18 protein-coding genes are annotated in these 21,153 nt (G+C 49.1%); 7 read left to right on the forward strand and 11 right to left on the reverse strand.

Annotated elements, in window-relative coordinates; genetic code table 11:
* Nucleotides 1-17 precede the first annotated feature (17 nt).
* The gene (locus EL628_RS08625) at nt 18-1,229 is read right to left on the reverse strand and encodes a trans-sulfuration enzyme family protein (protein ID WP_126579549.1); all 1,212 of its coding nucleotides are present in this window, start codon (nt 1,227-1,229) and stop codon (nt 18-20) included.
* Nucleotides 1,230-1,575: 346 nt separating this feature from the next.
* Here EL628_RS08625 and EL628_RS08630 point away from each other — a divergent pair, with 346 nt between their 5' ends.
* From EL628_RS08630 to EL628_RS08640, 3 genes are all read left to right on the forward strand, one after another.
* Nucleotides 1,576-2,040, forward strand: a complete 465-nt coding sequence (locus tag EL628_RS08630) for an NUDIX domain-containing protein (protein WP_161975360.1) — start codon at nt 1,576-1,578, stop codon at nt 2,038-2,040.
* A gap of 182 nt (nt 2,041-2,222) precedes the next feature.
* Nucleotides 2,223-2,615, forward strand: a complete 393-nt coding sequence (locus EL628_RS08635; RefSeq protein WP_126579551.1) for a hypothetical protein — start codon at nt 2,223-2,225, stop codon at nt 2,613-2,615.
* 373 nt (nt 2,616-2,988) lie between these two features.
* Complete coding sequence (locus tag EL628_RS08640; RefSeq protein WP_126579552.1) at nt 2,989-4,320, forward strand: serine/threonine-protein kinase; 1,332 nt, start codon at nt 2,989-2,991, stop codon at nt 4,318-4,320.
* Here the strand turns inward: EL628_RS08640 and EL628_RS08645 are convergent.
* The 10 genes from EL628_RS08645 to uvrB form a co-directional block, all read right to left on the reverse strand.
* Nucleotides 4,307-5,059, reverse strand: a complete 753-nt coding sequence (locus EL628_RS08645; RefSeq protein ID WP_126579553.1) for a ubiquinone/menaquinone biosynthesis methyltransferase — start codon at nt 5,057-5,059, stop codon at nt 4,307-4,309. The two genes, EL628_RS08640 and EL628_RS08645, sit on opposite strands and share 14 nt — an antisense overlap.
* Before the next feature lie 36 nt (nt 5,060-5,095).
* Nucleotides 5,096-6,079, reverse strand: coding sequence for a polyprenyl synthetase family protein (locus EL628_RS08650; protein ID WP_161975361.1), 984 nt, complete (start codon nt 6,077-6,079; stop codon nt 5,096-5,098).
* A gap of 226 nt (nt 6,080-6,305) precedes the next feature.
* Nucleotides 6,306-7,250, reverse strand: a complete 945-nt coding sequence (locus EL628_RS08655; RefSeq protein ID WP_126579555.1) for a radical SAM protein — start codon at nt 7,248-7,250, stop codon at nt 6,306-6,308.
* Between the two features lie 104 nt (nt 7,251-7,354).
* Complete coding sequence (locus tag EL628_RS08660) at nt 7,355-8,653, reverse strand: hypothetical protein (RefSeq protein WP_126579556.1); 1,299 nt, start codon at nt 8,651-8,653, stop codon at nt 7,355-7,357.
* Between the two features lie 295 nt (nt 8,654-8,948).
* Complete coding sequence (locus EL628_RS08665) at nt 8,949-9,905, reverse strand: hypothetical protein (protein WP_126579557.1); 957 nt, start codon at nt 9,903-9,905, stop codon at nt 8,949-8,951.
* 140 nt (nt 9,906-10,045) lie between these two features.
* Complete coding sequence (gene speB / locus EL628_RS08670; protein ID WP_126579558.1) at nt 10,046-10,927, reverse strand: agmatinase; 882 nt, start codon at nt 10,925-10,927, stop codon at nt 10,046-10,048.
* 430 nt (nt 10,928-11,357) lie between these two features.
* The gene (locus tag EL628_RS08675) at nt 11,358-11,792 is read right to left on the reverse strand and encodes an S-adenosylmethionine decarboxylase family protein (protein WP_126579559.1); all 435 of its coding nucleotides are present in this window, start codon (nt 11,790-11,792) and stop codon (nt 11,358-11,360) included.
* Nucleotides 11,793-12,076: 284 nt separating this feature from the next.
* On the reverse strand, nt 12,077-13,198 hold the full coding sequence (locus EL628_RS08680; RefSeq protein WP_126579560.1) for a homospermidine biosynthesis protein: 1,122 nt from the start codon (nt 13,196-13,198) through the stop codon (nt 12,077-12,079).
* 174 nt (nt 13,199-13,372) lie between these two features.
* Entirely contained in the window at nt 13,373-14,065 is a 693-nt protein-coding gene (trhA, locus tag EL628_RS08685) for a PAQR family membrane homeostasis protein TrhA (RefSeq protein ID WP_126579561.1), read from the reverse strand.
* 220 nt (nt 14,066-14,285) lie between these two features.
* Nucleotides 14,286-16,271 carry an excinuclease ABC subunit UvrB gene (gene uvrB / locus EL628_RS08690; RefSeq protein WP_126579562.1) on the reverse strand — a complete coding sequence of 662 codons (1,986 nt, stop codon included), beginning with the start codon at nt 16,269-16,271 and terminating at the stop codon, nt 14,286-14,288.
* Between the two features lie 308 nt (nt 16,272-16,579).
* Between uvrB and EL628_RS08695 the strand changes: the two genes are divergently transcribed.
* The 4 genes from EL628_RS08695 to EL628_RS08710 all read left to right on the forward strand — a co-directional run bounded on the left by EL628_RS08695 (nt 16,580) and on the right by EL628_RS08710 (nt 21,006).
* Nucleotides 16,580-17,392, forward strand: a complete 813-nt coding sequence (locus tag EL628_RS08695) for a class I SAM-dependent methyltransferase (protein ID WP_161975362.1) — start codon at nt 16,580-16,582, stop codon at nt 17,390-17,392.
* Between the two features lie 215 nt (nt 17,393-17,607).
* Entirely contained in the window at nt 17,608-18,048 is a 441-nt protein-coding gene (locus EL628_RS08700) for a zinc ribbon domain-containing protein (RefSeq protein WP_126579564.1), read from the forward strand.
* Nucleotides 18,049-18,196: 148 nt separating this feature from the next.
* On the forward strand, nt 18,197-19,540 hold the full coding sequence (locus EL628_RS08705; RefSeq protein WP_126579565.1) for a zinc ribbon domain-containing protein: 1,344 nt from the start codon (nt 18,197-18,199) through the stop codon (nt 19,538-19,540).
* A 116-nt stretch (nt 19,541-19,656) separates the two neighbouring features.
* Nucleotides 19,657-21,006, forward strand: coding sequence for a Clp protease N-terminal domain-containing protein (locus tag EL628_RS08710; protein ID WP_126579566.1), 1,350 nt, complete (start codon nt 19,657-19,659; stop codon nt 21,004-21,006).
* The last annotated feature ends 147 nt before the right edge of the window (nt 21,007-21,153 follow it).

Raw genomic sequence — 21,153 nt, forward strand, 5'->3', positions numbered from 1 at the left:
TTGGCAAAACGGCTGTTTTAATGGTTCAGGGCCTGATCGAGATCCTGAAGGATATCTTCCAGATGTTCTACTCCAACCGACATACGGATACAACCTTCAGTAATCCCCATATGTTGAAGTTCAGCAGGGCTTAGCGTGCGATGTGAAGAGATAGCTGGATAGCTGACAAGAGAGAACACATCGCCCAACGAAGTTACAGGTAAGCACAACTGAAGCGCATTCATAAAATGAAATGCTGCCTCGCGTGTCTGTTCCTTCAACTCAAATGCCAGCAGACCACCAAATGAGCCCATAAGTTGTTTAGCGAGCTCATGTTGAGGATGATCCTCCAGCCCAGGATAATGGACGCGTGCAATAGCTGGATGATCTTTAAGGAAACGAGCAACGTGTAAAGCATTGCTACAATGTCGCTCCATGCGTAACGAGAGCGTACGGAGACCACGAAGGAGCAAGTGAGATTCAAAGGGACTGAGCATTGCGCCCAGGAGGATGCTATAGCTGCGTAACTGATCGAGCAGCGTATTTTTGGCGCTGATCACCACGCCACCAGTACTATCGCCATGTCCACTAATATACTTCGTTGCACTATGAAGAACCAGATCGAAGCCATATTCGATTGGTCGTACCAGATACGGTGTACTGAATGTACTATCGACAATCGTTATAGCGCCAACTTCCTGAGCAGCCGCGCTGATAGCTGCCAGATCAGCCATTTTGGTGAGCGGATTAGAGACCGTTTCCACATAGACGACATCAGGCTGTTCCTCCTGAATGACGGCAATGCCTTCAGGTGTACAGAGATCAGCCAGAACCAGCTCGGCCCCGATAGGAAGGAAGAGCTTACGGATAATACCAATGGTCGGCCCATAAAGATCCTGCGAGGCCACAATTTTTGTACCAGTCGTCAGACCAGCCGCTAAAAGAGCAACATGGATAGCGGCCATGCCGGAAGCGCAAGCGACGGCTCCAACCCCTTTTTCGGCCAGCGCCATCGTTTCCTCAAAGGCATTGGCATTGGGATTGGCCTGGCGAGCGTATACAAAAGCAGGCTCCCCCTCAGGGGTCTTGCCGCTAAAGGCCTGATCGAGCGCTTCAACACTGTCATGCAGGTACGTTGTGCTGGCATAAATGGGCTGGACAGTGGGTTTTCCGCTGGCAGGTCCTGTAGAGGAGCTGCGGCCACCATGGACCAGGATAGTTTCAATATCCCAGGGTTCTTGTGTCGTCATAGATATATCCTCTCGTTGGCAAAGTAAAGAATAGAGAGCTGGTGTGTGGGGATCTCCTATGAAATAAAGAATTCAGTTAGAGTTGCATCGCGTCTCGCAACCACCTCGCTGATTGATTGAGTAGATGCATAAAAGTTCTCGCTCGATAGACATTGGTGAGAAAGAAGTCCTTTTAGTATAGGGGAGAGGCTCCATTCTGACAAGTTTTTTTGCAGTGATTGATCGATTGGTAGAAAAAATCTACGGCTTTATCTATCGAAGCCTTGTCAGGCATGTACAATCTTTCTATACTAGATTGTGAAAGTTGAAGATGGTATATGCTCATAACAGGAAGGATTCCACAGAGATGAAAGAGAAGATAAAAGGCCTGCTGGCGGGACTGATCTTTCGCTTCATCGCTCTTTGTACATTAGGCCAGATCTCTCCAATTTTGAGTGCCTGTATAATTGTTGAGCATGAAGGAAAGATCTTGCTTATTAAACGTTCAGATGGTCTGGGCTACACCATACCAGGAGGGATAGTGCGTTATAAAGAGACCGTCGAAGAGTGTGTTATACGCGAGGCCGAAGAGGAGACTGGCTACCGCATCCAGATCAACGGTCTGGTTGGTATTTATTCAGCAATCGAGCGAGATCCTCGTTTTCGTGCAGTCTCCATTGCCTATCGTGGCAGCATCCTGGCGGGCATGGAAAGAGGTTCGAGCGAAGGAGAGACCTGCTGGCGTGAGCCAGAGGCAGTCTTTGGCCAGATGGCTTTTGACTGTGAGAAGATGCTCAAAGATTATCTGAGTGGGCAACAATGTCTGTCTTAACAGTAGGAGCAAGGTAAAGTCAACGACAAAGGGAAGGAGACTTTCATGAAAGGGCTTCAGCACCTGGAATGAAAACGTCATTTTCAGGAGAGGAGACTTTCATGAAAGGGCTTCACCATCCAGAATAAAAACGTCATTTTCAGAAGAGATCACTGAATAGAGACATACGAAGGAGCAATCCGATGCCAATCTGTCCTCTTTGTGATGACACAGGTATCTTATCAACAGATGCCAATGATCCAAAGTTTTGTTTTTGTGCTGCTGGAAAGAGCGGACGCAGGCAATGGGAAGCGACGCAGGGAAAGAGTGCAGGCAGACCCCCTAGTTTTATTGATATCGCCCAACTAGAGCAAGTCAACGCCAATGTCGATGCGATGCGAGCCTCCCTTTTCGGCACAGCAAATCCAGACGCCCCGGCCTCAGCAGGGAAGCCAGGAGTTGTGCAGCTTTTATATCGTATTGGGCATATTGGACACGAAGTTTCGGCCAGCGAAGCAGCCCAACTACAAGATCTGGCCAGAACCATTGAAGGTTTTCTGGGGGATCTTGCATTGTTTGGTCGTAAGAAAAGTTGAGGCAAATCTTCTAGAATTTGCTTAGTATGGGCAGAAGAAGTAGTTTTATCGAAGAATAGCTTTCCTTTAAGAATATTGACATAAAGCGAGCATTCGATTATACTATCCTGGTAAAATTGCTTCTTCTGTGCTGTCATCATTTTTGTAGAATCATTTGTCCCAATGGTCAATAAACAGAGTAAATAGAGAGAATGTGTATGGAGTCATCAGTCTCTGAATCGTGATGTGTATAGCTAGAAAAAGCGTTCTGTTAATCTGAAAAAGCATTCTCTTTTTATAGAATCTATGCATACTGGATTCACAATCAGGTAGTGCATCCAACATTTTGGGGAGTGGGACAGCACCTATTTAAGCAAAGTGAGAGGAATGTTCTATGACATGCCCACATTGTGGTCAGGATGGGAATACTGACCAGATGCTTTGTTCTCGTTGTGGATTTTCGCCCCAGTGGTCAGAATCGCAGCGAGCCCCTTCTATGCCAGTGCCTGCAGTAGCGACCTTGCGCCCGAAGAGGCTTGTGACAGCCCCACTCACCACGAAATATCCATCTCAACCTTTTGCGCGCCCCACCCTTTCATCTCTTTTCGTGCCTTACAAGAGGAGCATAACATCGCAGATCCCGCCAGGGATCTTATTACATGAGCAACAGTATAAATTGATCAAGGTGATAAGTGCTCAGGAGTGGCGTGTGGGAGTGACAGAGATTGTGTGGACGGTCCAGGATCTCCGCAATAACCTGGCGAGACCATTGTTTCTGACCGAATTATTGATGCCAGAGGTGGCACGCGAGATTGAACCATCACTTCTGCGGAAAGCCACGCGGTCATTCTTATCGGCAGGTCGTCATGCACAGATGCCCACGCTCATAGATGTTTTTGCTGAGGCAGGTCGGAATTTTTTTGTGTTTGATGGATCAGGAATTGAAACAGTTGCTAATCGTTGCAGACGAATGGGGAACCTGTTATCTGAACAAGATGCTCTGCAGTGTATGGTGCAGATCATTGAACAGCTTCAGTTGCTAGCTCAAGAGTTTCCACCACTGGTGCATGGCCTGATTCGACCGGAACATATTCGCGTTGATGTAGAAGGACAAAACTATTTTCTTCATCATCCTTCGCTCGTCTTTGCTGGTGAAGTGCCAGCCTTGTGGCGCGGAATTGAACCGGGTCTGCTTACTCCATACAGCGTGCCAGAGTTGGGTCGGACCGCTATCGATGAGCGCATTGATATCTATAGCTTATTGGCGACGATCTACCACCTGACAACGGGACACCTTCCCGTTCCTGATAGTGGAAGTGGCTTTATCGCAGCAGCCCAGCAGAGTAATCCTGCACTCTCAGCCTCGTTTTCGGCACTGTTAGGTCGGGGCTTACACGTCATGCCGGAGAAGCGTTTTCAAGCATTGGTGCAGGTGCATTTAGCTATCAAGCGTTTACAGATAGAACTTGGATCTGGCCAGCAGGGAGCCATAGAGTGGGGAGAGCAGAGTCCTATCGTCACAAGCCAGGCTCCGACCTCCTCTTCAGCATCTGCCCCCTCTGATCTCCTGACCTCAAATATAAAAGGTCGAGACAAAGAGCGCGCGATGCTCTTGAAGAATGAGGATCTGCCCAGGCCACAGAAGCTAAGTTTTTTGCTGGCCTGGATCATTGCAATTGTCGTCTTTATTCTTGTGCTGGCCTTGATGAGCTCTATGCTGCGTTAGGATCAGGTTTGGTGCCAACGTGGAGCGCAACGATACCACCATTGAGATAGTAATAGCGTACGTCCATCCAGCCTGCCTCTTCCATAATAGCCTTTACGGCAGGGGCCTTAGGAAAGGTCGTTAAAGAATTTGGTAGGTAGTTATACTCTTCAAACGCTTTTCCAATAATGGTGCCAAAGAGAGGAGCCAGCCGATAAAAGTAGAAGTAGAACAGTGCACCAAAGATCTTGCCGGGAGGATGACTGATCTCGAGGCAGACCACACGGCTGCCCGGGCGGACAACGCGGAGCATCTCACGGAAGCCCTGTCGGATATCCGACAGATTACGGACCATGAAAGCAGAGCAGCAACCATCGACGCTATTATCTGGGAGATCAATATGCTCGGCATCTCCAATGCGTAGCTCAATACTTTTCTGAAGGCCCATCCGCGTCAGTTTTTTACGACCCTCATCAAGCATCTCGGGCGTAATATCCATCCCAATCATGCGTGTGCCAGGGCCACTCTGACGGAGGACCTCAATGCAGAGGTCAGCCGTTCCAGTCCCCAGATCCAGTCCTGTCTCACCCGTATTCAGAGCAAGATAGCGAGCAGCTTGTTTGCGCCATGAGCGATCCAGACCCAGACTCATTAAGCGGTTCATCAGATCATAGATACCAGCGATGCGTCCAAACAAGCGTTGAACATACGGGCGTTTGCCGCCCATCTCACGGAACTTTTCTTCTAAAGATATTTTCATGAACGTTTCTCGTTTATATTTTCTTCTGCGTGTAACTTAGCGATTGCGTCTCACCACGAAATCGATGAGTTCATCAAGGACATCGCGATCGGGAGAAGCGGGAAAATGATACAGAGCTTCGCGTGCTTTATTGGCATAGGTATGGGCATCCATCAGTGAGCGTTTCACACCAGAGCCAGTACTGACCCAATCGACGATGGCCAGGATCTCCTCTTCTGTGCGGGCGCTGCCGTTTAAGAGATGCTGAATCTGCTCCTGGTAGGTATTTGGTTCTTGCAATGCATAGATAAGTGGCAATGTAACCATTCCTTGACGCAGATCATTGCCAGCAGGTTTGCCAATAGTTGATTGATCTTCAGTATAATCGAGAATATCGTCAATGATCTGGAAGGCAATGCCAAGATTCATACCATAGGTATACAGGAGCTCAATCTCTTCTGGTGAGGATTGGCTCACGATCGCACCGCCTTTAGAGCAAGCGGCAAAGAGGCAAGCAGTCTTATTTTTCACTTTCTCATAATAGGTCTCAATGGTCAGATCGATGCGTCCAGCGGTCATAATCTCGAGAATCGTGCCTTCGCAAACGGTAGCGACCGTATCGGAGAAGAGGTGATCGATGCGGGGGTCTTCAATATCAGCAATCAAGCCAGCGGTTTTTGCAAAGAAGTAATCGCCGAGTAAGATAGCGATCTTATCGCCCCAGAGAGCATTGACGGTTGGATTACCACGCCGTGTCGTGGCCTCATCAACGATATCGTCATGAACCAGTGTAGCCAGATGCAGCATTTCATATGCGACACTGAGTAACAACAATTTATCGAAGCGATAGTGTTTGAGCTTTCCGGAGAGAAGCGTAATAGCTGTACGTAGCCGCTTCCCAGGAGAGCCCTGTGCATGCATTGATGCAGAGTTAAGAATTGGCAGTCCAGAAGTTGCACGCTCCTGGAAAAGGGAATCAACCTGATCCATATCAGATTGGATTCCTGCAAAAAGTCGGCTCAACGTGGCCGTAGTGTTCATAGGATTCTCCATTTCGCATATCTTCTGGCACGTCGCTAGGTCACATCTTTGCTCGCATCATTAAAAAGAGCGCAAGAGCAAGAACACACGCCGACTGCAAGTGTGACGTGTCATCATCCTTTACAGATTATACCGTGCCATGTCCATGTCCTGGTAGAGTATCTCCTTTGCAGGAGAAAGGAGAATGCACTATCTACCATTGATGGACGTTGTTCGAGTGGGCTGATCAAAGATCAGCCGTTGTGTCTACCTCGATCAGGTCCTCCTGGACATAGCCGGCAGTGAGATTAAACTCATCCAGAGCATCCAGAGCGCCACGATATTCACTCCAGGTTAAGCGGCGGTTGAGGACAGGATCATTAACAGCCTTCCAGGCTGGAAAATACTGATCCATCAGACTAATAGGAGTATCGGGTCCAAGTTCATCAGCGATCCAGCGTAAGACCTCGCGTGTACCAGAGATATCCTCGGGCATAACCAGATGGCGAATCAGCAGACCACGACGGGCAATGCCCTCATCATCCATCTGTAAGGGCCCGACCTGCCGGTACATCTCACGCAGCGTACTCTGATTATAGTCAACGTAGCGTGGCATCTTGGACGTGCGTAGAGCATGTTTGTTATCTGAATATTTGGCATCGGGAAGATAGATATCCACCACGCCATCTAATAATTTCAGCGTCTCAAGATTCTCATAGCCAGCACAATTATAGACGAGAGGCAGCTGTAGTCCTTTGTCACAGGCAATGACCAGCGCCGCCAGAATCTGGGGGACAAAGTGAGTTGGCGTAACAAGATCCAGATTATGACAGCGTTTCTTCTGAAGGTAGAGCATCATGTCGGCCAGACGTTCGGGTCCAACGCGATGGCCCAGGCCACCCTGACTCAGAGAGAAGTTCTGGCAATAGGTGCAGCGAGCCTGACAATATCCAAAGAAGATCGTGCCAGCGCCACGGGTCCCGCTGATAGGAGGTTCCTCACGACGATGGACATTCCAGGAGGCTACGATAGCCTCAGTTCCTGAATGGCACACACCGGTTTTGCCAGCGACACGATCACAGCGGCAATTTTGAGGACAGATAGTGCAACTGCGTAGGACCTCCCAGGCCGCTTCTGCGCGCGCTGCGAGCTCGCCCGTTGCATACAGATTGAGATAGCTGGGATAAGACATAACGAGCTACTCCGGAAAGCAAAGTGGTGGTTACAGATGGGACCACTCACAAAATGTGTCCAGTTCGCAAAAACTGGACACACAAGTGATCATAAGCGAACAGCTTATTCAGCGCCAGTGGGCCATTTGAAACCACGTTGTGATGGTTTAGGGCCGCCAGCATGATAGGGTTTTTTGACAGCTCCTTTGTCGGCCTTATTTCTGCGGACAGCGCTGGCGGTTCGCTTCACTGGTCGACGTGAAGGAGAGGGCGTTTGTGAATCCTCGGCCTCAGTCTCCTGAGGGGGGTGAATGCCACCGATAAGCGTATCGGTACTCTCCGTCACACCATTCCAGAACTCAGCTTTTTTGCGTTGTTCTGGACGCGAGCCCTTGAGAACGCGACCGTCGGGTAGACGGGTAACGTGGAGCTCTTCAGGGGCCGAGCGTTCAGGACGTCGAGGGCTGCGGCGTTGATCTTCATAGTTGCGAGGAGATGCATCTCGATCGTAGTTGCGTGGTCCACGATCGTTGCCGAGCGCCTCATAATCTCCTTCGAACTGTTCATCGACGGGCTCTTCATTCTGATTCTGTTTGATCCACATACGGCTCTGGGCGCGTGCATTTAATGGGCGGGCGGGACGCTCATCGTTATGGTTGCGATTATAGCGGTTGCGGTCAAAGTATGGTTTTGGTGGATTATTGCGTTCATGACGTTCAGCGCCACGGCGGGCAAAACCATTGGCCTGGTCACGGGTGGTGTTGCTACGATTCTGAGGTCGTTCGCTGCCATAGGTATTCTCAGGCCGAGAAGGGCGTGGGCCACGCCCTTCGGGACGTGCCGGGCCGTTGTTGCCACGTGGTGGAAAGCTTCGGCCCTCAGGGCGGGATGGTCCTGAGTTACGCTGTGAATAGCCACGATCACGCTGTTCGTAAGGCGGTGTATTGGATGAAGGCGAGCGAAACGATGGGCGCTCACCCCGATCTCCATTATATCCATAGCTGCCATTGCCGCCACGTTGATTATCGAAGCGTGAAGAGTTGTTAAAGGTTCGATTATTTGCGTCATAAGGTCGAGTGCCTGGATTACCAGTAAATGGGCGTTGTGGCGCGTTCTGTCGTGGTGGTCCCTGACGGTAACTATAGGAGCGGTTGCCCTGCGGACCATTCTGCGAAGAATACTCATTGTTTTGATTATTGCGCCAGTTGTTTCTGGGGGCTGGCCCATTTGAATGTGTATTGCGTGGGTGGTAATCCCCATGTACCCGTGGGGCACCGTTCTCCCAGGCGCGATCTACTGTCTCTCGATTGAGGCGAGGACGAGCTGGACGTGGTGATCGCTCTTCTCCGTATCGATTGGAGGATTGATTGCGAAATGACGGACGCGCGTCATCTCTGCCTTGATTATTGAATTCTCTGGTCATGTTTCCTTTCACAATTAAGCAGTATGGGGATGGTACTTCTAAGTAGTGGTCAGATCGATAAGATCTTTTGTGACTTCCTCCCGTCGGTCAGTCCGCCCTACTCTCAAATGATGACGCGCTGCATTCTGCATAATGCGTTGTTTCATGGGGACGCGTCTCTTGTAGTATACCATATTTTGCCCGACCTTGTCTGTATCTTTTATAGAGGAGGGTGCCAGCCAGGCCTTTCAATTCACTCCCAAAAAGGTAGGTGTCCAATAGATTTCAATACTCTGGCTCATGATCTACAGAGCCATCAACTTCGTGGGAGCTCACCAATCTGCAATGGAACTGCACGATAGGTATTCTGGGCGCTCCCAAACATAGCGACCTGTTTTTGATCTGTTTCATCAGGGAGAAGAGGCCTGAGCGTGACTTCATAGAAGAGCTCATCTTCATTCAACTCACCATGCAGTTCGTTCTGTAATGTGTTCTTTATGGACGCAAGCTGTTGTGTATCTGGGATAAATGCGTGCTCGGGGATGGTGTATTTGAGACAGTTTCCCTCGGGATTGAGATCCTCGTCTTTGGGCAGTGGACCACATTCAAAGTCAGCGAGCTGAGCAAGAGATAAGCTTGTATCAGCATAGTGCCGGGTATGAGCGGGGTCTGGACTAAAAGAGCGGCGCACGAAAAGTGCCTCCTGGTTACTTGTATAAGGATGAACAGGAGCGGTAAGGCTCTCTGTCAGAGTTGTCAGTGCATGAGCAAGTTGATGATATTCTGTGAGGTCCTGATCGCTTTCACTCTGATTGCCAAAGGACCCATACATGAGCTCCAGCGGCTTATCATTCACGTTGAGCTCTAAAAAGGTTGCGTTTTGATCAGGAAGGTCTGAAAATTGGTGACGCTTGAAGGTTAAAAGGCCGTCAGTCTGAAGCATTGTCGTCAGGACTGATTGGAGCTGTGCCCCGGTTAATTGTCCCTGCTGTTGCGTGCCGAAGATAAAGGTTCCATCGCCATAGAGGCTTATCTGAGGAGCGAGATTAAGCGTCCCATAGACTCCACCTGCGACAAATGTACGCATGATAAGGGCATGGGAATCATGGCGATAGCTCACCGTAAGCGATTGATGAGATGAAGTTGGTGGAAGGGGAGTGCTGTCCGTTGCCGTTGTACAGCTACTAACAAGACAAGCATATAAGAGAAAGCTCAAGCCAGCTGAGAGGAGCCCTCTCCAGGAATAGTGAATGATACTTCTCTTCTGTTGCATATAACCTCTCCTGGTACACGTGACAATCGCATTCTAGCTCTGCTTTAGAAAGCGCATTCTGTCGCAAATTCTCTCAATGAGTGTAACCAGTTATTGTTTATTTGTACAGAAGAGAAGAGTCATTCAGGACTATTGCATTATTATTTGATTGACGAATGGTAGCCGATGAGCTTATAGACCAGTTTCGCGGCCAGGAAATCGGCGCGTGTCTGGCCTTCCATGGGGCATAATTCGACGACATCCATTCCAACAACAGTTGTACGTTGACAGATCTCTTTGAATAGATCGAGCACCTGGTACCAGGAGAGGCCACCGGGTTCGGGTGTTCCGACTGCGGGCATCTCGCTGGGATCAATGGCATCGAGATCGATCGTGACATACGTATGCTGGCTGAGCCGCTCCCAGGGAATGCTGGCGAGCCCACGCGCAATCTTATACGCCCAGACCACAGCCACATTGGGGCCAGTCTTTAAAAATGCAGCCTCTTCCGGGCTAAAGCTGCGGATACCAATCTCGAGCAATGGAATCCCCATATCGACCACGCGACGCTCAATCGAAGCGTGAGAGAGTGGCGTGCCCTCATACTCATCGCGCAGATCGCCATGAGCATCGATATGCACCACCGTCAGATCGGGATATTTTTTGTACACTTCAGCAATGATAGGAGCGGACAGAGAATGTTCGCCACCCAGAGTCAGAGGAATCTGATGACGCTCGAGAACCTCGCGTACAGCTTCTCCTGTATGGTGAAGAGCGGCAGCATGATCCATCCCTTGATAATTAAGAACCGGATGTGTATAGACTCCAACCTCGATGGGACAGCAATCAAGTTCCTCATCGTAGAGTTCCATCTGGCTGGAAGCATTGAGAATTGCCTGTGGTCCATGACGGGTCCCTTCCATATAGCAGACGCTATATTCAAGAGGAGCGGGAATAATCGTGAAGCGAGCGGTCTCGCGATTGCAAAACGGGGCATCTGGCGCCCCAAACTGAGTAGTTTCAGTCGTATGTATCTGCTCCATTGAGTCCTTGTTCCTTTTATACAAGAAAATCCTACAAGAAAAAGCCCCTCACCAGGAGATGTGCCAGTCCGGAGAGTAAGAAGGCAAAGAGGATTGGTCTGTTCAGGCCAATCTTTGTGTACTGTATCACATAGAGAGGAGAGCCCTTTGAGTGGTCGAAGCCAGCCATGAATCCGGCAGAAAGAAGACCAGTCTGGACTACGCGTATAGCGGAATGAAGTACATGTATTTTTCGAAGAATCACAAAAATAGCAGTGTGTAACCAGTCTCTATTTAACAATAATTATACAAAAAGAAGAATGCCATCTCGCGGACTAATTAAAATTATAGTGGAAGATGACAGGCTTCTCACATGGGTGATTTTTGCTGTCAAATTCCACTATTAATTGAATCTATGGCGCCTGTACTTTTCGCCTTGCGCTTATTGCCCTTATCGCACCCCCGATTTGGCCAGGCGACGCTCTTCCATTGCCTGAGCAAAACGAACGGGATCGGGCTCTTCTGGGCGAAGAGAACGGGTTGCACGTACGACAAAGTGTGCTTCTACATCGTCTGTCTTAAAGATCTCTTTGGCAAAATTGATGGCATCTTCCTGGCTAAACTCTTTGCAGGAGCAGATATCGATATCAACTTCGCCGTACTCAGGCCAGGCATGAAGGCTAATGTGGCTCTGTGCAATAACAACAAAACCAGACATACCAGCGTCCAGCGGGTTCGATGTTTCGATATCGTAGAGGTGAACGGGGCTGACCTTCTCCATTGCGACGCGCTCTGGGTACTGGTCCAGGACCTGACGTAAGAGTGGCTCGTTGCTCAGAATCTCACGATCGATATTGTAAAGCTCTAACATCAAGTGGACAAGCATGCTTCTTCCTCCTAAGGTGTCAATTGTGCAGTTTGCTGCCCCGTAAAAAGGCTATGTCCTGCAATGTTTTTTCTGTGCTCTCAATCCTGCACACTGTTTGATATTATACATTAGGTTGTCAAGCTAATGCCAATCTTTTGCCTGAATTTGTATCTAATAGCAAGCTCTTTTCTATCTAATACCCACCTGCCAATCAACCTAAACGCAAGACAGCTATCAACCTAATTGGCAGATAGCTGTCTATCTAATGGGAAAGGTGACTTTGGATTAGATCGAGTCGAACCTTATGGACGGACCATTTTTCCCGTTTCGTAGGCTTCTTGCAGTTCCTGAAGCAAAGCTGTTCTTTTGGCAAACAGTTCTTTGCGTGGTCGTGGTTGTGCCTTACTCACGGCATATGCTGTTAATAGGGGAAGAGCTATCGTCGAATCTCCATAGACCACGACCGCATCTTTGAGTTGATCTGGCTTGATTTTTCCCCAGGAGACAGCTTCTGAGGGGGTTGCCCCCGAGAGGCCGCCCCAATGGGGAGCATCTGCGGTAATCTGCACAAAGTAGTCATGACCACCTTTTTGAATACCCAGCACCTCCCATAATTGAGGCTGGGTCTGGAGATAAAAGTTCTTTGGACTTCCTCCGCCCAGAATAATCACGCCATTGCGGGTGGCATGGTGAACAATTGCGGTTGTTTCGTTAACATCGGCGAGCGGATCGAGCGTAAGCTTGCTTCCATCCAGAGCATTGCGTGCAACGTTCATTCCAATGGAAGAGTCACCAGGGGATGACGTGTAGATCGGTACATTCCAGGCCGCAGCCTGAGCCAGGACGGAATATTCAGGCTTCACACCTAGCTTGAGCAGGAGTGTTCCCAGATGGTGATGGAGTTCAGAGGTTGAGATAGGGCGTTCAGGCAGGCTCTTCAGGCTTTCGCGGACAAAAGCATCGGTATCGAGGAGGACTTTGTCTTCGAAGAGAATGTCATAGATACGAATGACACCTTCATCCTGTAATTTGATGTCGTCTAAGCGAAAATCGCCTCGATGGAGTGACATAGAAAGAGCATAGTGGATATCATGGTAGAGATTGGCTCCCGTACTAATGAGGAAATCCACAAAGCCATACTCCATCAATGTAAGCAGGCACCCACCCAGGCCAGCAGGAGTAAGGGCACCCGCGACGGTCATGCCAATCGTTACATCTTGCTCAGGAACAAGCATTTTCTCAACAAAAAGTCGAGCGGCTTCGTTCAAGCGTGCTGAATTGTAGGCTTGAAACTGCTCATCGACAAGCTCTGCTACCGTCATATTGGGACGGACACGGTGAGGGATAATCTGAGGACCACTCAACAGCTCATGCTGTGTTGGTTCCTGGTTGTCATTGGCTTCTGAGTCGTGATGATGAAACATTCAGATGGTCGTCCTTTCTCTAACAGCGTCAGATGACGCACTCTTATATTCGCACTAGCAGTCAAGAGGCTTGAGCTCATAGGTAATCTCGTGGACAAACAAAAAGACAGATCCTCGAGAAGAATCTGTCTTGTGTAAATCCTCAACAGGCCAAATGTTTGTCTTCAGCGTTGTTCAGGCGCGCGGAAAAGGAAGGGCCCAGATCCAGACGCTGGCTGCAAAGGCAATACTTCCAGCAATCACAAAGAGATGAAAGATCTCATGAAAGCCGAAGATATGTGGAATAGGATCTGGTTTGCGGAGTGCATAAATAATGCCACCAATGGTATAGAGGACCCCACCTAGAACCATCGTTGCTACAAACGTCCAGGGGAGAACCGCCAGGAAAGCTGGAAAGGCAAGAACCGCTACCCAGCCCATTGCAATATAAAGAATGGCATTGACCCAACGAGGTAAGCGTAGCGTCAGAGGAATAGCCGTCAGACTGACGCCAAGGATTGCCAGTATCCAGATCGTAATGAGCAATGCGATCCGCACCCAGCCAGTAAGAAGATTAAAGCAGAGCGGCGTATAGGTGCCAGCGATCAGGATAAAAATATTTGAATGATCAAACGCACGTAATGTCTTTTTCAGGCCAGGGCGCCAGTTACCGATATGATAGACAGCACTCACCGTGTAAAGTTCAACCATACTCAAGCCAAAGATGAGCATTGACCAGAGTCGTGGCATATCATTTCTGCTTAACCAGCAGAGAATGATCGTAAGGACGACCGCCCCTCCGGCTGCAAAAGCATGGAACCAACCACGGAGAAGGGGTTTGATAACCTTTTGAACAATCTCTGTTTCTCTGTTATTCTGTTGAATCACAGTTTCCTCGCTTGTGCTGAAAAATAAGGTCTACTTGCAGTATAAAATGTTTGCGCAGGAAAGACACCGTAGCTAGCTAACGTCTTTTGATCCTCGTAGCTAACATATGAGTTAACCATTTGAGCAAGCAATAGAGTTCAACTGTTCCAAGTATAACAAATCAGGGCAAGACAGATGAGGAGTCTTGCCCTTATTGAGCGGATCTATTGAGAGAGAGCTTCTATTCGATCATCATACGACGAATTTCGATGATCTGATCACGTAATTGACCAGCTTTTTCAAATTCAAGCTGTTTGGCTGCTGCTCGCATCTGTGACTCAAGGTCCTTGATCAGCCGTAATGCTTCATCTTTTGGAATCCCTGATAGCGTAGTGACATCAGCAGCAGTAGACTCTTGTTGGCCGGCCATGGATTTCAAGCGCTCAGAGAGCGTCTTGATCTCCTTTTTAATGCCACGAGGGGTAATAGCATGTTTTTCATTATACGCAACCTGCAGAACGCGGCGACGATTGGTCTCATCGATGGCCTTCTGCATCGAGCGTGTAATTTTATCGGCATACATAATGACGCTTCCCTCAACGTGGCGCGCGGCGCGGCCAATGATCTGAATGAGCGACCCTTCAGAACGTAAGAAGCCTTCCTTATCAGCATCCAGGATCGCTACAAGCGAGACTTCTGGCAGATCCAGACCTTCACGCAGGAGATTGATACCAACAACGACATCATAGACACCCAGGCGGAGGTCACGAAGAATCTCAACACGTTCAATGGTATCGATCTCTGAGTGGAGATAATGGACCTTAATATTGAGCTCTTGCATATAGTCTGCAAGATCTTCGGCCATCTTTTTTGTCAGGGTTGTGACTAGAACGCGATGACCTTTGCTTATACGTATGCGAATCTCTGCCAGGAGATCATCGATCTGCCCTTGTGTCTGGCGGATGCTGATCTCTGGATCGATCAGCCCTGTGGGACGAATCAACTGTTCAACGATTGCATCGCTATGTTCGAATTCAAAGGGGCCAGGCGTTGCCGAGACAAAAAGAGCCTGATTGAGCTCCTTTTCAAACTCTGGGAACATCAGAGGTCGATTATCCAGTGCCGAAGGGAGCCGGAAACCATAGTCGACCAGCACCTGCTTACGAGAACGGTCGCCAGCAAACATTCCACGGACCTGCGGTAAGGCAACGTGTGACTCATCGACCACCAGCAGAAAATCCTCAGGAAGATAATCGAGCAGCGTCCACGGCTGTTCGCCTGGACCTCTACCTGCAAGGTGGCGAGAGTAGTTTTCGACTCCTGAGCAGATACCAGTCTCACGCAACATCTCAATATCAAAGTTTGTGCGTTGTTTGAGGCGAGCAGCCTCTAGAAGTTTGCCTTCCGTCTCCAACTCGGCGAGACGTTGTTCCAATTCTTCTTCAATTAATTTAATGGAGGTATTTAAGCGTTCTTTGGTAGTTACCCAGTGCTTTGCAGGATAGATATCCAGTCGTTGCCGTTTGCCCAGGACCTCACCGGTGAGGGGGTCAATCTCGGTCATGCGCTCGATCTCATCTCCAAAGAACTCGATGCGGACTGCAACATCCTCATAGGCTGGAAAGATCTCGAGGACATCGCCACGAACGCGGAAGCGGCCACGAATAAAATTGGCGTCGTTACGCTCATAGAGGATCTCGGTCAGGTGGCGTAAAATACGATCACGGCGGCGCTCCTCGCCAACTTTGAGCGTAAGAACGACCTCGCCATATTCCTCTGGACTTCCCAGACCGTAGATGCAAGAGACTGAAGCAACGATCAGAACATCTTTGCGCTCAAAGAGACTACGGGTGGCTGAGAGGCGGAGCTTCTCGATCTCCTCGTTGAGCATACTCTCTTTTTCGACGTAGGTATCGCTGCGGGGAATGTAGGCCTCTGGCTGATAGTAATCGTAGTAAGAGACAAAGTATTCGACGGCGTTATTAGGGAAGAACTCTTTGTATTCGCTATAGAGCTGAGCGGCGAGCGTTTTATTGGGGGCCAGGACGAGAGTCGGTTTCTGCACCTGCTCCACAATTTTGGCCACTGAATACGTCTTACCACTTCCAGTTACACCGAGTAATGTCTGATACTTGTATCCATTTTTGATGCCTTCGGCAAGGCGAGTAATCGCATCTGGCTGATCGCCAGTTGGCTCAAAGGGGGCTTCTACTTTAAATTCTGGCATGCGCTGCTTCCCTATATCCTCATGAGGTAGAATATTTTTTCCAATGACCTGAGTATTATACCACAAATTCTGGCATGTGCTGCTTCCTTATATCCTCATGAGAGAGAATATATTTTTCAATGACCCGAGTAGTATGCTGCTCTTCCTGGCTCATGGCCTCTTCTGCAAGAACTGAAACGCCCTGCAGAGGTCATGCTTATTCTGTTGATAAAGCTTTTAATATGGTATAATTATCTTTGGAAATCTTTTGTAGAAAAGTGGAATAAGCATTTTCTCCTCTTTGTATGAGAAAGGATATGTATCTCATCATGACACAGATTTCTCATCAGCAATATCTTCTGGACAAGCAATACAATACATCAAAAAATCTTGATGCCCGCATACGTCTTCATGAACTTTTTAGTACGAATCCTCTAAATTGGCAGCATTGGGTCTTTGATCAGCTTGAGCTTTCTCCTGGGAGTCGCATTCTTGAAATAGGGAGCGGTTCTGCCCAACTCTGGGTGCATAATCTAGAACACATTCCCGCTGGCTGCGAGATTACGCTATCGGATTTCTCGGCGGGTATGCTTCAGGCCGCACGTGCGAATCTGGGAGAGCATGCCTCGCAATTTCAGTTTGCGGTCATTGACGTTCAGTCCATTCCTGCCTCTGACAACACCTTCGATTATGTGATTGCGAACCATATGCTCTACCATGTACCTGATCGCGCACAGGCTCTGGCGGAGATTCGTCGCGTTCTCCGACCGCAGGGCCGTTTCTATGCAGCAACGAATGGCGAAGCGCATCTGCGCGAAATGGATCTTCTCCGCCAACAAGCTGGTCTGGATGAGAGTGGCATCCTGGGAGTGGCTACCAGCTCTGCCTTTAGCCTGCAAAATGGTGCTGCCCAACTGGCCCCCTGGTTCTCAGAGATCGAGTGCAGACGATTTGAAGGAGGTCTGGCCGTTACAGAGGCTGAACCACTTGTTGCGTTCATACTGTCAATTCGAGCTGCTGAAAGCATCAGCGAGGCCCAATTAGCAGCCCTACGTGCCATTATCGACGCAGAACTGTCTGCCCATGGCGTCATCCATATCACAAAAGAGAGTGGCCTTTTCATCGCCTCCGGAGTTCGATAGGCCAGCCCTGTCTCATCTTTAAATAGCGTATCGCGAGAAGGCTAGCCGTGAAGATGTAGGTTGAAGAGAACCGGAGAGGCTCCAAAGAATGCAGAGTATAACTACAAGCATTCTGTGGAGCTATTTTTATTTTTAATGCGATCTTTATTTTAAGGCCTATGAAAAGCCCACAATATGGGCTATACTACTAAAAAAAGCGAAAGGCATTGTATGACATGACACAGCATCATCGGCAGCATATCCAGTTAAGTGAGAGCGCGAAGCAGATGTTAGAAGAGCTTACGTCTCAGCGTTATCCAGGGAAAGGGCGAAGGCAGAGCCAGGTGATTGAGGACTTAATCCTTGCAGCCTTCCAGCATGGGCAGCAACAGGAGGGAGGGAGATCACAACCAGAGAATGAGGCCTCACAGACTTTTTTACAATCGGAGAAGCATGTGGGGAATGTTGTTGCGGAAACACGTGTTCCCTATCAACCATTACAGCTCTGGCCGGTGGAACAGGGCTGTCCCATCTGTCAGTGCTCGATTCAAGCGATCTGGAATTACTGTAGGTATTGTGGGTATGAATTGCGTAAAGCCTGTAGTCAATGTGGCGAATTTTGCAGTACAGATAGAGAACTGGCTCGCTTCTGTTATGTTTGTGGAGCGCGACTCTAGCAGGACAGATAGAGAACTCGCTTGCTTCTGTTATGTTTGTAGAGCGCGACTCTAGCAGGACAGATAGAGAACTGGCTTGCTTCTGTTATGTTTGTAGAGCGAGACTTTAAGAGCGGGAAATGGGATTGCTGTTTTGTGGGAGGGGAGTATGAATCCATTTGTGTTTGGTATGAGGGGGCCTCAACATGGTTGGTTAGAGGATTCGGTGCATGCCCTTTTATTGTTGGCGCAGCGTGAAGCGGCTGGACGTGGGTGTACTGAAGTCTTGTTAGAGCATTGCCTGCTGGCAGCGCTGGTGCAGAATAACGACCGTGTGATAGAGCTTTTGTTGTTTCTCAAAATAGAGCCATTTATATTAGAAGAGCGGCTTCAGATGCGGCTTGGACCAGGCCTTTCCAGGGATGAGATGCCTGAGCGTATTCAGCTTCCTTTCTCATTGGAGCTACAAGCATGTGTAGAACTATCAGTAGCAGGTGTGCACAGTACCGGGAAAATGTTTGTTACTCCTGAGCACCTCCTGTTGTGCATATTGAATCATCATTGGCAGATGACCCTGGATAAGGTCGTTGAGCAGCTCGGCACGAGTCGTGAGTGGTCTGATCTCCAGCAATTTTGCGCAGAACTGGCTCAACAGGAGCTCAGAATGTTGTTATATATACAGAATCTGGTGCACTCTCTGAGCAGTGTACGGGAGCCGTCCATTGCCCTTAATCATATCGCAGGCTATGAAGAGGTGAAGAGAGAGCTCTGCGACGTCGTCCAGATTGCGGAGGCTTCTCCCGATCGTCGGCGGCCTCAGGAGTTGCTCTTCATTGGAGCTGAGCGTACCCTTGGTCGAGAATTGGCTGAAGGGGTTGCATTTGCACTGGGACGGCGGCTCTGCATCTTTTCATTCGCTGGACTTGTTGCCATGTGCCTCCCTTTTACAACCTACCCGACCCTGAATTATTATAACGATAAGCGTTTGAGTGGTCGTGAGCGCCAGTTTTCTCCTCATGGTCTCTTCCTGGCCCGGTGCATCATCCAGCGGTTCTTTGTTCGTCTTCGGCAGATCTCCCCCTGCGTTGTATTGTGGGAAGAGCTGGATGGTGGAGAATATATTGACCGTGTACGCATTCATAGCGTCCGCGATCAATTGTTGGATAGCCTTTTTGGAGAGATTGAACAGTCCCGCCTGGGTCGGCGGAGTATTCTCCTGGCCACTACTTCGCAGGAAAGGGACGTGAATCTTCCTTCACGCACATCCTCCAGCGGACCCCATTTTGAGCAGCACCTTTTCATGACATCATCGAACAGCCCATGTGAGAGAGCGCAAGATATACAATGTCCAGATTGTGGATCTGATATTGAAAGGGACTGGCGCTACTGTGTTTATTGTCGTCACCTCTTAAAGAGGGTCTGTAGCGTCTGTGGTTCTGAGCTCATCTTAGAGGGAATGAAACAATTTTGTAGTTCCTGTGGTCAGCGTCCTGAAGGCATCCTGAATGGATAACGGCACTCTCTGACTATCGAGTACAAGTTGAAACACTTGGTGTTGTCAGGTCGTGGTGCTGAATGTGAGAGGCCTCTTCTCTTGCTTCAATAGGATGGAAAGGAACGGTTAATGCTATGAGCACAATTAGCAAACCCCAGGAGCTGGACCGCTTTGCCCCTACCACTCAGCAAGTTATCAGATTAGCGCAACAGCAAGCAATGCAGATGGCAGCAAGTAGTATTGCACCAGAGCATATGTTGTTGGCCCTTGTTCTCCAATCGGATGAGCGAGTGCTAAAAGCGCTGAATCAACTTGGCATGGAGTTCTCATCTTTGCGAGCACAGAGTGAGGCTCTGATCCAGCCACATATGGAGAAAAGTGTTGAAGTGGATGATCCTCTCTTTGCATTGCCACTATCGCGAGAAACCCGTGAATGTATTGAATGGACGCTCTGCTTTATTTCACAGATGCATACCTCTACTATTCAGCCTGAACACCTCTTGTTAGGAGTGTTACGTCACCCGCGCACACAACCATTACTCTCTTTTCTCGTACCAGAAGTTGCAACGCTTCAGACGCGAATCTCTGAGGCTGTAGGACCGGCCTACAGCAGTTATATGGATCAGTTAATCCAGAGCCGCGCACGCGAGCAGAGCCTGGTCTATTATCAGCGTGGGCCCGGTCGCAGAGTGTTACGCAAGCTAGAGCGGCCAACCGAGCTTTTCGTTGATATCGAGGGAATGGAAGCAGAGAAGCGAGCGTTAATGGATGTGGTTGGCTTTCTTAAAGGGTATCCATCTTTTCAGGCGAGTGCTGGACGTTTTCCTCGTGGTATCCTCTTAGCGACGACATCAATAAATGAGAGCCGTCTTCTGGTACGTGCAACCGCAGGAGAGGCCGTGGTGCCATTGCTTACCCTCTCATTGACTGCTCTGGTCGAATTATTGGTTGATCTCCAGGCGCAAGTGCTTCAGCTTGATGACCTGGAGTTGCCTGGCCGCGAATATGTGCTTCTACGCAAAGGAGGAAGTGCTGAGAGAGGGCAGCGCTATCTGCAACATATTTTTCAGGAGGCGAAGACGTTATCTCCCGTGATTGTTGCATTAGAAGGTCTGGATGCTCTTACACGATTGGAACATGGAGAAGGGCGAGCAGAATTGATCAGTCAACTGGGAGTTGAACTGGAGAGCATAGATAAACACTATCGCATGGTCGTGATTGCATCAACCGAGCACCCACATCTGGTTGATCCCGTCCTCTTAAAGATAGGGCGATTTGAACAGCAGATCACCAACGTATCCCTGGCCTCTGGATCTGAGTTGCAGCATTTTTGCGCAACCTGCCGAAGAGAGTTACAGAGTGGATGGTCCTATTGCATGTATTGTGGAGCTTCACAGGCAAGGGTCTGCTCCCATTGTGGGACACCACGTCCGACGCTGGAGGGTGCATTGTTCTGTGCTCACTGTGGGACGTCATATAGCTAACCTTCTGTGTCGGCAGCGACCTCTCTGTATTGAAGAGAGAGGTCCTCATCAGGGCTGGATGCAAGTATATCTTGAAAACCTCTAGAAGTTGAGGCGAAAAGAGCGTGGAGGTGGTGCCCACGATGATGTTGAATTGATTTGAGTTGA

This window comes from Tengunoibacter tsumagoiensis (assembly GCF_003967535.1).
In the GTDB taxonomy this organism is placed as follows: Bacteria; Chloroflexota; Ktedonobacteria; order Ktedonobacterales; family Ktedonobacteraceae; genus Tengunoibacter; species Tengunoibacter tsumagoiensis.